We start from the raw sequence: 13,075 nt of genomic DNA, 5'->3' as shown, positions 1-13,075 counted from the left end.
GTGGAAGGGGCCAAGTGGACACCGTGTGACGGACTCCCGTAGACTCGTCCACCGGAACGCGGATCGGTGACGAACCGTGTCCGAAGGGCGGTGGCTCAATTGGTAGAGCAGCGGTCTCCAAAACCGCAGGTTGCAGGTTCGAGTCCTGTCCGCCCTGCAACTCTGGAAGGGTAGAAGTTGGCGAGCAAAGACATGGAGACGACGGCGGACGACGTCGTCGCCAAGGCGAAGCAGGACCGGGCCGAGCGCCGCGGGCCCATCGCTGCCATCGTGCTCTTCATCCGCCAGGTGATCGGCGAACTGCGCAAGGTCGTGACGCCGACCCGCAAGGAACTCTTCAGCTACACGGGCGTCGTGCTCGTGTTCGTCGTCGTCATGATGATCCTGGTGTCGATCCTCGACTTCGTGTTCGGTCTCGGCGTCGGGTACGTCTTCGGCAACGGGCCCACGGCCTGACCCCGACGTCGACTGCCGTGTGCGGTCGTTCCGAGGAGTACGGTCGCCCGAGACGGCGTCGATCGTGACGGCGTCGCTCGTGACCATGAACGAACGCCACCCCGACCCGAACCACCGAACGGAAAGAATCGACTGTGTCTGACAACTCCCGCGATGACATCGACCTCGCGACGGCTGCCGAGCAGTCCTCCGAGGTCGAGGAGAACCAGGAAGGCGACGTCGAGACCGGCGAAGGACGCTCCGTCGAGTCCGCTGAAGAGCGTGCGATCTCGATCGAGGGCGACGACGACGAGTCCCTCGGCCTCAGCTCCGAGCCCGACGACGGCACCGTCGACGCCGGCCTCGACGAAGCACTGACGGCCCTGCAGGAAGCCCGCGACCCCGAGGCCGACGCCGTCGTGGACGACGCCCTCGAGATCGACTCCACCGACGAGGCCGAGGCCGCCGTCGAGGCAGTCGAGGACGAGGAAGAAGTCGAGCTCGAGTCCGAGACCGCCGCAGAGGCGAACGAGGCGCTCGCCGCGGACGAGGCACTCGACGCCGAGGACGAGGACGATGAGCCCGCCGAGGTCGACCCGTACGAGGCCTTCAAGGCCGAGCTGCGGATGAAGCCGGGCAAGTGGTACGTCATCCACTCCTACGCGGGCTTCGAGCGCCGCGTGAAGTCCAACATCGAGAACCGCATGGTCTCGATGTCGATGGAGGACTACATCTACCAGGTCGAGGTCCCGATGGAGGACGTCGTCGAGATCAAGAACGGGCAGCGCAAGCTGGTCACCCGCGTCCGGATCCCCTCGTACGTGCTCGTCCGCATGGACCTCAACGAGGACTCGTGGTCCGTTGTCCGGCACACCCCGGGCGTCACCGGCTTCGTCGGCAACGCGCACAACCCGACGCCGCTCCGTTTCGACGAGGCGTTCGGCATGCTGAAGTCCCTGGTGCAGGTCGCCGAGGCCGCTCCGACCAAGGGCGGCGCGAAGGGCAGCGGCCTGCAGGCACAGCCCGCAGCCGAGGTCGACTTCGAGATCGGCGAGACGATCACCATCAAGGAAGGCTCGTTCGCGGGCCTGCCGGGTTCGATCTCCGAGATCAAGCCGGAGAGCGGCAAGCTCACCGTCCTCGTCTCGCTGTTCGAGCGCGAGACCCCGGTCGAGCTCAGCTTCGACCAGGTCACCAAGCTCTAGCAACCACCCAGCTGTAGCGATCACCGAGATCGACTACACTGAACGGGTTTGGGCCCGCGCGCCTCGTGCGAGCGGGCCTTCACCGCTGTCTGGAACGGCCGGACCAGCGGGAGAGTGCACGGATCCCCGTGTGTTCGATTCCAGGAGGAAGACAAGTCATGGCACCGAAGAAGAAGGTCACGGGCCTGATCAAGCTGCAGATCAACGCGGGAGCCGCCAACCCGGCCCCCCCGATCGGTCCGGCGCTCGGTCAGCACGGCGTCAACATCATGGAGTTCTGCAAGGCGTACAACGCGGCGACCGAGTCGCAGCGTGGCAACGTCGTGCCGGTCGAGATCACCGTCTACGAGGACCGTTCGTTCACGTTCGTCCTGAAGACCCCGCCGGCCGCTGAGCTCATCAAGAAGGCTGCTGGTGTGCAGAAGGGGTCCTCGACCCCGCACACGGTCAAGGTCGCGAAGATCTCGATGGACCAGGTCCGTCAGATCGCCGAGACCAAGCAGGCCGACCTGAACGCCAACGACATCGAGCAGGCCGCGAAGATCATCGCCGGCACCGCACGCTCGATGGGCATCACGGTCGAGGCCTAAGCACCGATCGGGCTCCGGCCCACCACCAGACACCTTTCCGTGGGAGAGCCTCGCCGGCTCGCCAACCACGTATCTCGCAAGGAGACCACCATGGCGAAGAAGTCCAAGGCCTACCAGGCCGCGGCCGCGAAGATCGAGGCCGACAAGTTCTACACCCCGACCGAGGCCGTCGCCCTGGCCAAGGAGACCGGTTCCTCGAAGACCGACTCCACGGTCGAGGTCGCGCTGAAGCTCGGCGTGGACCCCCGCAAGGCCGACCAGATGGTCCGTGGCACGGTCATCCTGCCGCACGGCACGGGCAAGACCGCCCGCGTCATCGTCTTCGCGACGGGTGCGGCTGCTGAGGCCGCCATCGCCGCCGGTGCCGACGAGGTCGGTGGCGACGAGCTCATCGCGAAGGTCGCCGAGGGCTACACCTCGTTCGACTCCGCCGTCTCGACCCCGGAGCTCATGGGCAAGGTCGGTCGTCTCGGTAAGGTGCTCGGCCCGCGTGGCCTCATGCCGAACCCGAAGACCGGCACCGTGACCCCGAACGTGGCGCAGGCCGTCAACGACATCAAGGGCGGCAAGATCGAGTTCCGCGTCGACAAGCACGCCAACGTGCACTTCGTCGTCGGCAAGGCCTCGTTCACGCCGGAGCAGCTCGACGAGAACATCTCGACCGCGCTCGAGGAGATCAACCGCCTCAAGCCGTCGTCCTCGAAGGGCCGTTACGTCATGAAGGGCGCCGTCTCGACGACCTTCGGCCCCGGCATCCCGCTGGACGTCAACAGCATCTGAGTCCACTGACTCGTGAAAGGACCCGCACCGGCGACGGTGCGGGTCCTTTCCGCATGTGGGGCGCGTGTCCCGATAGCGTGGAGCCGTGCGCACCCTCGTGAACTCGCTCCGACTGATCGCCGTCATCGCCATCGTCGTCGCGGTCGTGGCGCAGTGGCTCGAGAGCTCGCAGACCCCGACCTACTCGTTCTGGAACTTCTTCGGCTACTTCACCATCCAGTCGAACCTGATCATCGCCGTGGCCCTCGCGGTGACGCTCGTCGCCGCAGCCCGTCGCAAGCGCGCGGACCTCGCCGTCTCGGTGCTCCGTGGCGCCGCGACGGTGTACATCGCGACGACCGGCATCGTCTACAACACGCTGCTCACGGGCGCGAACGTGTCGGCCTCGGTGCCGTGGTCGAACGACATCGTGCACAAGATCATCCCGGTGTACGCGGTGCTCGACTGGTTGCTGTTCTCGGACCGCGCACGGCTGCTGCTCCGGCACGTGTGGTGGTTCCTGCTCTACCCGGCGGTCTGGACCACCGTGGTGCTGGTCCGCGGTGCGACCGACGGGTGGGTGCCGTACCCGTTCCTCGATCCGGCCCAGGGCTACGGCGTCGTCGCGATCTACGTGGTCGGGATCGCGGTCTCGATCACCCTGCTCGGCATCCTCGTCGTGGGGATGAGCCGGCTGCGGCTGGTGAAGGTCTAGGAGCGGAAGCCACGCAGCTTGTCGAGCACCAGGTCGGCGAGCTGCACCAGCCCACGGATCTGGTCGTCGTCGCGGTCGACCCAGCGGCATTCGGGTTCGTCGGCGACCGGCACGAACCCGTCGTGGCGTTCCCAGACGAACAGGGTGCGGTCGGCACCGAGCACGTACTGCTGCCACCAGATCTGCCGCAGGTAGTGCCGCGGGATGCTCCGCCAGGCCTTGCCGGTGGTCTTGATCTCGGCGAGCACCACGCGGGACGACTCGTCGACCCCGACGCCGTCCGGGGTGGCGAGGTGGGCGCGGTTCGCAGCGGCGTGGAACAGGTGCGCCGAGGGCTGGATGCCGTGGGTGGCGGCGACCCAGGCGGCGATGACCGGTTCGCGGTCCTTGCCGTGCTCGGTGAACGCGTTGCCGGAGAACCGGGAGCCGTAGCGCTTCTCGGTGACGACGGCCTCGACGGCGCGCAGCGAGGCGAGCCGGGCGACGTCGGTGGCGGTGATGCCCATGGCGCGGGCGCGGAGCCAGGCGACGCGGTCCGAGGAGTGCGCGACGATGCGCTCGGTGTGGCCACGCAGGGCGGTGAACGCATCACGCGCAGCCGGGACCGGCGCGGACGACCCGGGAAGGGCCTCCAGACCGGGGTCCAGGTCGCCCCACAGGGTGGGCTGCACGATCGTCACCCGACGATTGTCCCCCCGACCACCGGCAAGACCGAAACCGACGCGCTCACGCGACCGCGGGTGTGCGTCAGGAGACGAGTTCGCGCCCCTCGGCGAAGGCGACCAGCTCGTCGACCCCGGCGGGGGAGAGGGCGTAACCGATGGCGAGGGCCGCAGCCCCCTGCAGCGCGGCGAGGGACCCGGCGCGGGACTGCACGATGACGAGGTGCTCACTGGCCAGGGGCATCGAGCGGGAGTAGACGACCTCGCGGACGCCGGCGAGCAGGTGCTCACCGGCCTGCGTGATCGATCCGCCGAGTGCGATGACGGACGGGTTGATGAGCGAGATGCACGTCGCCAGGACCTCGCCGATGTCCCGACCGGCCTGTCGCACGGCGTAGATCGCGTCGAGGTCCGACCGGTTCACCAGGTCGATCACGTCCGCACCCGTGTGCGCGTCGTGCCCCTTCGCGCGGAGTGCGCGGGCGATGGCCGGACCGGAGGCCACGGCCTCCAGGCAGCCGGTGTTGCCGCAATGGCAGGGGACGTCGCCGGCGCGGGAGACCCGCACGTGGCCGATGTCACCCGCGGTGCCCTGGGCGCCGCGCTGCAGCCGACCCTCGGAGACGATGCCGGACCCGATGCCGGTGGCGACCTTCACGAACAGCAGGTGGTCGACGTCCGGCCAGCCGTGCTCCCGCTCACCGAGGGCCGCGATGTTGACGTCGTTGTCGAGCAGGACGTGGGCGGCGATGTGCTGACGGAGCCACGAGGGCACGTCGAAACCGTCCCAGCCGGGCATGATCGGCGGGTTGGCCGGGCGGCCGGTGGAGAACTCGACCGGTCCGGGGACACCGATGCCGATCGCGATGACGTCCTGTCGGCTGCGCCCGACCTCGGCGAGCAGGTCGTCGATCGTCTCGACGAGCCAGGACAGCGTCGGCACCGGACCGGCGGCGATGTCGATCCGGGCCTCGCGGGTGGCGAGCGGTGCCGCGACCAGGTCGGTGACGGCGACGCGACCGTGCGAGGCGCCGAGGTCGGCGGCGATGACGAGCCGGGCGCGGGGCTTCAGCGCCACCTGTGCTGGCGGACGGCCGCCGGTGGAGACGGCGGTGTCCACGGCGCCGACCAGCCCGATGTCGATCAGGGAGTCGAGGCGCACGCCGATGGTGGAGCGTGCGAGTCCTGTCAGTGCGGCGAGCTCGGCCCTGGTGCGCGGCACGCCGTCGCGGAGGATCTGGAAGAGCTCGCTCGTCCCGACCGGAGGCGACGCTGCCGTCCGGTTCAAGTCGACCATGTGGGGAGTGAAGCACACATCGTTCGCGCCACGCAATGAAGTCCGTCGACATTCCTCCGACTTCTGCTTGACCGCCGACAAAAGTGCTCGTAGTGTGACGATCGGTCAGTGACGACCGCACCATCTCGACGAGGAGAAACCCTGGTGACCCAACCGCTCTCGGTCCAGCTCTACACGGTCCGCGATGCCCTCAGTGCCGATCTGCCCGGCACCCTGCAGCGCATCGCCGACATCGGCTACACGAACGTCGAGGCCTTCGGCTTCGTCGACAAAGCCGACGAACTCGCCGCCGCCCTCCGCGACGCCGGCCTCGCCGCCCCGAGCGGCCACGCCCGTCTGCTGGACGCCGGCGAGCAGGACCTCGAGCGCATCTTCCACGCCTCCACCACCCTCGGCTTCGGGACCCTCATCGACCCGCACATCGACGAGTCCCGCTGGACCACCCGCGAGGACGTCGAGGCGATCGCCCGCGAACTCAGCGCCCTCGCCCCGCGCGCCGCCGACCACGGTCTGGTGCTCGGCTACCACAACCACGCGTTCGAGTTCTCGAACCGCATCGACGGCGTCAGCGCCTACGAGGTCTTCGCCGACGCCCTGTCCGACGACGTCGTGCTCGAGCTCGACACCTACTGGGTGCAGGTCGGCGGGGACGACCCGGTCGCGGTCATCGGCAAGTACGGCGACAAGGTCCAGTTCCTGCACGTCAAGGACGGCGACGGCTCGCACGACGACAAGCAGCAGGTCGCCGTCGGCAACGGCATCATGCCGATCCGCGACATCATCGCCGCCGCGCCCGACGCACTGCACGTCGTCGAGCTCGACGACCACGAGGGCGACGTCTTCCAGGCCGTCGCCGACTCCTACACGTTCCTCGAGGGGGCCCGCGCATGACCGACACCACGACCGCTGCTGCAACGGCGACCGACAGCACCACCCGCACCGGCCCCGTCGGCGTCGGCGTCATCGGCGCCGGGGTCATCTCGGACCAGTACCTGTCGAACCTCACCGTCTTCCCCGACGTGACGGTCCGCTTCATCGCCGACATCGACCTGCCGCGCGCCGCCGCCCAGGCCGAGAAGTGGGGCGTCCCCGGATCGGGCACCGTCGAGGAGCTCCTGTCCGACGACGACATCGAGATCGTCGTGAACCTGACGATCCCGGCCGCCCACGTCGAGGTCGCGCTGCAGGCCCTGGCTGCCGGCAAGCACGTCTGGGGCGAGAAGCCCTACGCCCTCGACCGTGCCAGCGCCGCCGAGCTCCGCGACGCCGCGGCCGCCGCGGGCAAGACCGTCAGCGTCGCACCGGACACGTTCCTCGGCGCCGGCCTGCAGACCGCGCTCCGCACCATCCGCGACGGCCGCATCGGGACGCCCCTGAACGGCCTGACGCTCTTCCAGAGCCCCGGACCCGAGTCGTGGCACCCGAGCCCCGAGTTCCTCTTCGCGTACGGTGCCGGTCCGCTGTTCGACATCGGCCCGTACTACATCACCACCCTCGTCCAGACGTTCGGACCGGTGAAGAAGGTCACGGCCACCGCGTCGAAGTCGCGCGCCACCCGCACCATCGGCTCCGGGCCGAAGGCCGGCACCGAGTTCCCGGTGGACGTCCCGACGAACCACTCCGCGCTGATCGAGTTCGAGAACGGCGGGAGCGCGCAGAGCGTCTTCTCGTTCGAGTCCGACCGCGGCCGCACCGGCTTCGTGGAGATCGCGGGGGAGACCGGCACCGTCGTGTTCCCCGACCCGAACAACTTCGACGGCGACACCGAGCTGTACGCCCTCGGTTCCGAGGAGCCCGAGACGATTCCCGCGGTCGGCTCCACCTACTCGCGCGGCACCGGCGTGGTCGACCTGGCCCGCTCGCTGCGGGCCGGCGACGAGAACCGCGTCCCCGGTGCGCTCGCCTTCCACGTCCTCGACGTGATGGTCTCCATCGCCGAGGCGGCAGAACGTGGCGAGGCGGTGCTCGTCGAGAGCACCGTGTCGCCCTCCCCGACCCTCCCCGAGGGCTGGGACCCCGCGGAACGCACCCTGGCCTGACCGCCGGGGCGCTGCCCGCAACCCACAGCAGCACCCGACCAGCACCATCCGCAGCACCAGCTCCACCTCTGCACCATCCCCTGCACCATCTCAACGACGAGAAAGTAGAGAGTCATGCGCACTGCCATCCGCGCACTGGCCATCACCGCGGCCGCCGCACTCACCGTGTCCGGCCTCGCAGCCTGCTCCTCCGGTTCGTCCGGCGACTCCGGCGACTCCAAGACGCTCACCTACTGGGCGTCCAACCAGGGCACGTCCCTGCAGAACGACAAGGAGGTGCTGACCCCCGTCCTCAAGAAGTTCACCAAGGAGACCGGGATCAAGGTCGACCTCCAGGTCATCGGCTGGAACGACCTGCAGAACAAGATCCAGACCGCCGTCACCTCGGGCCAGGGCCCGGACGTCGTCAACATCGGCAACACCTGGGCGACCTCGCTCCAGGCCACCGGCGCCTTCCAGGAGTTCGGTGACGCCGAGATGAAGGCGATCGGCGGCGAGGACAAGTTCGGCAAGGTCGCCCTGTCCACCGGTGGCGCGCCCGACAAGACGGTCACGAGCGTCCCGCTCTACGGCCTCGCCTACGGCCTGTACTACAACAAGAAGATGCTGTCGGATGCCGGCATCACCCCGCCCACCACGTGGGAGGAGATGGTCTCCGACGCAGAGAAGCTGACCAAGGGTGACACCTACGGCTTCAGCCTCGCGGGTGGTTCGTACACCGAGAACTCGCACTTCGCGTTCATCAACTCGGCGCAGAACGGTGGCGAGTGGTTCGACAAGGACGGCAAGCCGACCTTCACCTCGAAGGCCAACGTCGACGGCATCAAGCGCTACCTCGACCTGATGCAGGACTCGAAGGTCGCCAACCCGTCGAACGCGCAGTACGACAACGCGACGCAGTCCACCACGGACTTCGCGAAGAAGAAGGCCGCGTTCATCCTCAACCAGAACAACGCGAACGCGACCATCGAATCGCTCGGCATGAAGTCGTCCGAGTACGGCGTCGTGGCGTTGCCCGCCCCGAGCGGTGGCGAGCAGATCGCCTCGTTCCCGGCTGGCATCAACCTGTCGGTCTTCAAGAACACGAAGAACAAGGACGGCGCGCTCAAGTTCGTCAAGTACATGACGAGCATGGACACGCAGACGACGCTGGACAAGCCGTACTCGGCCCTGCCGGTGCTCGCCGAGGCTGCTGACTCCGTCACGGACGAGCAGACGAAGACGTTCCTCGACATCTACAACAACAAGGCGAAGCCGCTCCCGCTGGTGCCCGCCGAGGACCAGTTCGAGTCCACGGTCGGCAAGGCGATGAACGACATGTTCGCCAAGATCGCGACCGGTTCCAAGGTCTCCGAGGCCGACATCAAGTCGGCCCTGCAGACCGCCCAGGACCAGGTGTCCCAGGCCGCCGGTTGATCCACCCTGGAGGCCCGGGTCGCGTCCGACGGACGCGCCCGGGCCTCCGCCCCTGACGTTCCAGGGCCGACCACCCGTCGGCCGTGAGGCACACGCCCCACGCACCCCGCGCCTCCCGGCCGCTGCCACGGCCGCGCGGACCGCACCTGCACGCCCCTCCTGCCGAAAGGCCCCACCAGATGTCCACGACGGTCCTGCCCGACTCGGAGCGCATCGACCTGACGCACACGAAGGCCCCGACGATGTCGGGCCGTCCGCCAGGTCGCAAGCGCAAGACCCACTGGCTGCCCTACGCGCTCGTCGCGCCGGCCATCCTGTTCGAGCTGCTCATCCACATCGTCCCGATGCTCACCGGCATCTGGATCTCGTTCATCCAGCTCACCAAGTACTTCATCGCGAACTGGGGTGCCGCGCCCTTCGCCGGGTTCCGGAACTACCAGGTCGTCGTCGACTTCGACCAGGCGATCGGCCGCGGGGTCCTCAACTCGTTCCTCATCACGTGCGCCTTCACGGTCCTCGTGGTCGGGCTGTCCTGGACCTTCGGCATGGCCGCAGCCGTCGCGCTGCAGAAGCCGTTCGCCGGACGCGGGCTCTTCCGCACCCTGTTCCTCGTGCCCTACGCGCTGCCGATGTACGCCGGCGTCATCACCTGGAAGTTCATGTTCCAGCGGGACTCGGGGGCCCTGAACCACCTGCTCGTCGACCAACTCGGGCTGTTCGGCGGCAACGCCCCGTTCTGGCTCATCGGCAACAACGCCTTCGTCGCCGTCGTCGTCGTGGCGATCTGGAAGACCTGGCCGTTCGCGTTCCTGATGCTCATGGCCGGCCTGCAGTCGGTGCCGAACGACGTGTACGAGGCCGCCTCGGTCGACGGTGCCAAGCCGTTCCGCCAGTGGCGCTCGATCACGCTGCCGATGGTCCGCCCCGTCAACGTGACGCTCGTGCTCGTGATGTTCCTGTGGACGTTCAACGACTTCAACACGCCGTTCGTGCTGTTCGGCTCGACCGCGCAGCCACCCGCCGCGGACCTGCTGAGCTTCCACATCTACAACGCGTCGTTCATCACCTGGAACTTCGGTTCCGGTGCCGCGATGAGCGTCCTGCTCCTGCTCTTCCTGCTCGTCGTCACCGGCATCTACCTCGCCGTGACCAACCGGAGGTCCGTCCGTGCGTGAGACAACTGGCGCCAAGTCCTTCAAGATCATCACCCTGGTCGTCCTGACGCTGTTCACGGTCGTGCCGCTCTACGTGATGATCACCACGGCCATCAAGCCCCTCGGCGACGTGCAGGACAACTTCACGTGGATCCCGTCGCGGATCACCTTCCAGCCGTTCATCGACATGTGGTCGACGGTGCCGCTCGGTCGGTACTTCATCAACTCGCTCGTGGTCTGCACCGTGGCGACGGTGTTCTCGCTGATCATCGCGACGTTCGCCGCCTACGGCGTCTCGCGCTGGAACTTCAAGGGCAAGAGCACCTTCACCACCGCGGTGCTCTCCACGCAGATGTTCCCCGGCGTGCTGTTCCTGCTGCCGCTGTTCCTGATCTTCACGAACCTCGGCAACACCCTGGGCATCCAGCTCGTCGGGTCGTGGCTCGGCCTGATCATCACGTACCTGACGTTCACGCTCCCGTTCTCGATCTGGATGCTCGCCGGGTACTTCGAGACCATCCCGCGCGAACTCGACGAGGCCGCGATGGTCGACGGTTCGGGCCCGATGGGTGCGCTGTTCCGGGTCATCCTGCCGTCGGCCCGTCCGGGTCTGGTGGCGGTCGGGATCTACTCGTTCATGACCGCCTGGGGCGAGGTCCTCTTCGCCTCGGTCATGACGAACGGCCTCGGTTCGACCCTGGCGGTCGGTCTGCAGCAGTACTCGACGCAGACGAACGTGTACTGGAACCAGGTCATGGCGGCGTCGCTCGTCGTGTCGATCCCGGTCGTGGCCGCGTTCCTCGTGGTCCAGCGCCAGTTCGTCGCCGGCCTGACCGCGGGTGCCGTGAAGTAGGTCGCCCCTTCCGCAAGACACCGGTGTTCGCGCTCGACGCCCCCGCATCACGGGGTGTGCAGCGCGAACACCGGTGTTCTGCTGTTTCCCACCGACCCCGACGACCCCGACCACCCGATGAACGACAGGATGGAACCATGAGCGACGAGACCCGCGGGCGGCAGCTGCTGCCCGGACAGACCAGCCGCGTGCACGTGTACGACGTCGAGTCCCGCACCTCGCGGCTCGTGTTCGAGTCGTCGACGGTGCTCGTCGAGGCGCCGAACGTCCTGGACGCCGAGACCCTGGTGCTCAACGGCGACGGCGACCTCTGGCTACTGCGGCTGCCGTCGGGCGACAGCGGCACCGGCACCGTGCTCGACGAGACGGCGCTCGTGCCGGTGCCGATGGACGGCGTCGACGAGATCAACAACGACCACGTGCTCGACCCGTCCGGCAGTTCCGTCGTGGTGAGTGCCCGCGACGGCGAGCTGTACCGCGTCCCGCTGCCCGAGGGCGGCCCCGCGACCCGGATCACCGACGTCGCGGCGGCCCTGCCCACCAAGCGGAAGTTCTACCTGCACGGCATCGCCCCCGACGGGAGCGCCCTCGCGGCGATCGTGGGGGAGCTGTCCGAGGACGGCGTCTGGACGACCGACGTCGCGATGGTCGACCCGGAGACCGGCGAGCCGACGTTCGTCACGCGGGACGAGCACGCCGACGACGGCTGCACCATCAGTCCGGCCGGCGGGATCCTGCTCTGGAACACGGAGCGGTTCACCCCCGGCACCGCGCAGCTGGCCGTGCGCTGGCCCGGGCACGACAGCCCCGTCCGCCTGACGAACGACGACCGGGTGAACTGGTTCCCGCACCTGTCCCCGGACGCCGCACACCTGCTCTACCTGTCGTACGAGCCCGGCGTGCAGGGTCACCCGGCCGACCACCGCGTCGAGCTGCGCCTGCTGCCGGGGTCGCTCGTCCGCGGCGCACGGATCGCGGTCCAGCCCGAGACCCTGGTGGCCCTCGACGGCGGGCAGGGGACGGTCAACGTGCCGCCGTGGGCCCCGGACTCGAGGTGGTTCGCGTACTGCGACTACCCCGTGGCGGGGTAGCGGCGGCGTCTTCACGCGCTGAGCGACAGTCCACGCGCTCCTGGAGGCGTGGACTGTCGCTCAGCGCGAAACGCGGGCGGACGCCCCGCGCCTGCGCCCGCGCCCGCCCCGCTAGACCTCGCGGACCTGCCCCTGCTTGATGTGCAGGCGCCGCTCGGCACGCTTCGCGACCCACGAGTCGTGCGTGACGATGACGACGGTCAGTCCGCGCTCCCGCCACTGCTTCTCGATGAGCGCCATGATCTCGTCGCGGGTCGATTCGTCGAGCGCACCCGTCGGCTCGTCGGCGAGCAGCACGCTCGGGTTCTTCACCAGCGCCCGGGCGATCGCCACGCGCTGCTGCTGGCCGCCGGACAGCTCGGCCGGCAGGTGCTCCATCCGCTCACCCAGTCCGACCTCGCGGAGCGCGGCGACCGCACGCTCGCGGACCTCGCTCCGCGACCGGTTCGCGAGCGACCCCGCGAACGCCGTCTCGACGTTCTCGAGCGCCGTCAGCGTCGGGATCAGGTTGAAGCTCTGGAACACGAAGCCGATCTCGGTCGCCCGCAGGTCGGTCAGCGCGCCGTCGCCGAGCTTCGCCACGTCGCGGTCGCCACCGAGGTGGATCGACCCGGCACTCGGCCGGTCGAGCGTTCCGAGCATCTGCAGCAGGGTCGACTTCCCGCCGCCGGTCGGCCCCTGCACGGCCACGAGCTGCCCCTGCGGGATCGTCAGGTGGACGTTCGTCAGGGCGGTGACGGTCCGGTTCTTCTGCTGGTAGGTCTTGCTGACGTTCGTCAGCCGGTACATCGGACTGGAGGCACGGCTCGCCTCCGCCTCGCCGGTCGCGGTGTCGGTGCTGGTCACGGTTGCTCCTGTC

The 13,075-nt window shown here is 68.5% G+C and carries 14 protein-coding genes and 1 tRNA gene; 12 read left to right on the top strand and 3 right to left on the bottom strand.

The genetic code is table 11. The annotated features are described in order from the left end of the window. Nucleotides 1-84: 84 nt before the first annotated feature. The 6 genes from DEI96_RS12465 to DEI96_RS12440 all read left to right on the top strand — a co-directional run bounded on the left by DEI96_RS12465 (nt 85) and on the right by DEI96_RS12440 (nt 3,704). Nucleotides 85-157: transfer RNA gene (locus DEI96_RS12465), tRNA-Trp, on the top strand. 35 nt (nt 158-192) lie between these two features. Further along, on the top strand, nt 193-456 hold the full coding sequence (gene secE, locus DEI96_RS12460; RefSeq protein ID WP_371830607.1) for a preprotein translocase subunit SecE: 264 nt from the start codon (nt 193-195) through the stop codon (nt 454-456). A gap of 134 nt (nt 457-590) precedes the next feature. Continuing rightward, complete coding sequence (gene nusG, locus DEI96_RS12455) at nt 591-1,640, top strand: transcription termination/antitermination protein NusG (RefSeq protein ID WP_111022249.1); 1,050 nt, start codon at nt 591-593, stop codon at nt 1,638-1,640. Nucleotides 1,641-1,798: 158 nt separating this feature from the next. Then, nucleotides 1,799-2,230, top strand: a complete 432-nt coding sequence (rplK, locus tag DEI96_RS12450) for a 50S ribosomal protein L11 (protein ID WP_017888638.1) — start codon at nt 1,799-1,801, stop codon at nt 2,228-2,230. Nucleotides 2,231-2,320: 90 nt separating this feature from the next. Next, nucleotides 2,321-3,010, top strand: a complete 690-nt coding sequence (gene rplA / locus DEI96_RS12445) for a 50S ribosomal protein L1 (protein ID WP_017888639.1) — start codon at nt 2,321-2,323, stop codon at nt 3,008-3,010. Between the two features lie 85 nt (nt 3,011-3,095). Next, entirely contained in the window at nt 3,096-3,704 is a 609-nt protein-coding gene (locus DEI96_RS12440) for a Pr6Pr family membrane protein (RefSeq protein ID WP_071406320.1), read from the top strand. On the opposite strand, the gene DEI96_RS12435 is transcribed toward DEI96_RS12440, so the two are convergent. Then, complete coding sequence (locus tag DEI96_RS12435) at nt 3,701-4,384, bottom strand: YqaJ viral recombinase family protein (protein ID WP_110861533.1); 684 nt, start codon at nt 4,382-4,384, stop codon at nt 3,701-3,703. The two genes, DEI96_RS12440 and DEI96_RS12435, sit on opposite strands and share 4 nt — an antisense overlap. Before the next feature lie 67 nt (nt 4,385-4,451). Continuing rightward, nucleotides 4,452-5,663 (bottom strand): ROK family transcriptional regulator, encoded by a 1,212-nt coding sequence (locus tag DEI96_RS12430; protein WP_027466368.1) that lies wholly within the window; start codon nt 5,661-5,663, stop codon nt 4,452-4,454. A gap of 144 nt (nt 5,664-5,807) precedes the next feature. Here DEI96_RS12430 and DEI96_RS12425 point away from each other — a divergent pair, with 144 nt between their 5' ends. From DEI96_RS12425 to DEI96_RS12400, 6 genes are all read left to right on the top strand, one after another. Beyond that, on the top strand, nt 5,808-6,554 hold the full coding sequence (locus tag DEI96_RS12425; RefSeq protein ID WP_111022250.1) for a sugar phosphate isomerase/epimerase family protein: 747 nt from the start codon (nt 5,808-5,810) through the stop codon (nt 6,552-6,554). After that, on the top strand, nt 6,551-7,702 hold the full coding sequence (locus tag DEI96_RS12420; RefSeq protein WP_111022251.1) for a Gfo/Idh/MocA family protein: 1,152 nt from the start codon (nt 6,551-6,553) through the stop codon (nt 7,700-7,702). Before DEI96_RS12425 ends, DEI96_RS12420 begins: the two co-directional genes overlap by 4 nt. Nucleotides 7,703-7,816: 114 nt before the next feature. Beyond that, nucleotides 7,817-9,118 carry an ABC transporter substrate-binding protein gene (locus DEI96_RS12415; RefSeq protein WP_111022252.1) on the top strand — a complete coding sequence of 434 codons (1,302 nt, stop codon included), beginning with the start codon at nt 7,817-7,819 and terminating at the stop codon, nt 9,116-9,118. A gap of 179 nt (nt 9,119-9,297) precedes the next feature. Continuing rightward, the gene (locus DEI96_RS12410; protein ID WP_017888646.1) at nt 9,298-10,293 is read left to right on the top strand and encodes a carbohydrate ABC transporter permease; all 996 of its coding nucleotides are present in this window, start codon (nt 9,298-9,300) and stop codon (nt 10,291-10,293) included. Then, nucleotides 10,286-11,125 (top strand): carbohydrate ABC transporter permease, encoded by an 840-nt coding sequence (locus DEI96_RS12405; protein ID WP_017888647.1) that lies wholly within the window; start codon nt 10,286-10,288, stop codon nt 11,123-11,125. Before DEI96_RS12410 ends, DEI96_RS12405 begins: the two co-directional genes overlap by 8 nt. A 137-nt stretch (nt 11,126-11,262) precedes the next feature. Then, entirely contained in the window at nt 11,263-12,216 is a 954-nt protein-coding gene (locus DEI96_RS12400) for a TolB family protein (protein WP_111022253.1), read from the top strand. 111 nt (nt 12,217-12,327) lie between these two features. Here the strand turns inward: DEI96_RS12400 and DEI96_RS12395 are convergent, their stop codons facing one another. Further along, nucleotides 12,328-13,005, bottom strand: coding sequence for an ABC transporter ATP-binding protein (locus DEI96_RS12395; RefSeq protein WP_111022362.1), 678 nt, complete (start codon nt 13,003-13,005; stop codon nt 12,328-12,330). Between the last annotated feature and the right edge of the window lie 70 nt (nt 13,006-13,075).

Source organism: Curtobacterium sp. MCLR17_031 (assembly GCF_003234775.2).
In the GTDB taxonomy this organism is placed as follows: domain Bacteria; phylum Actinomycetota; class Actinomycetes; order Actinomycetales; family Microbacteriaceae; genus Curtobacterium; species Curtobacterium flaccumfaciens.
Note: the sequence above shows the minus strand (reverse complement) of the source record. Positions and strands in the feature narration are given on the sequence as shown.

Excerpts from the sequence above, each read along its gene's own strand:
- secE (WP_371830607.1), top strand. The coding sequence starts at position 193 with ATGGAGACGACGGCGGACGACGTCGTCGCCAAGGCGAAGCAGGACCGG.
- rplK (WP_017888638.1), top strand. The coding sequence starts at position 1,799 with ATGGCACCGAAGAAGAAGGTCACGGGCCTGATCAAGCTGCAGATCAAC.
- rplA (WP_017888639.1), top strand. The coding sequence starts at position 2,321 with ATGGCGAAGAAGTCCAAGGCCTACCAGGCCGCGGCCGCGAAGATCGAG.
- DEI96_RS12430 (WP_027466368.1), bottom strand. The coding sequence starts at position 5,663 with ATGGTCGACTTGAACCGGACGGCAGCGTCGCCTCCGGTCGGGACGAGC.
- DEI96_RS12420 (WP_111022251.1), top strand. The coding sequence starts at position 6,551 with ATGACCGACACCACGACCGCTGCTGCAACGGCGACCGACAGCACCACC.
- DEI96_RS12415 (WP_111022252.1), top strand. The coding sequence starts at position 7,817 with ATGCGCACTGCCATCCGCGCACTGGCCATCACCGCGGCCGCCGCACTC.
- DEI96_RS12410 (WP_017888646.1), top strand. The coding sequence starts at position 9,298 with ATGTCCACGACGGTCCTGCCCGACTCGGAGCGCATCGACCTGACGCAC.
- DEI96_RS12400 (WP_111022253.1), top strand. The coding sequence starts at position 11,263 with ATGAGCGACGAGACCCGCGGGCGGCAGCTGCTGCCCGGACAGACCAGC.
- DEI96_RS12395 (WP_111022362.1), bottom strand. The coding sequence starts at position 13,005 with ATGTACCGGCTGACGAACGTCAGCAAGACCTACCAGCAGAAGAACCGG.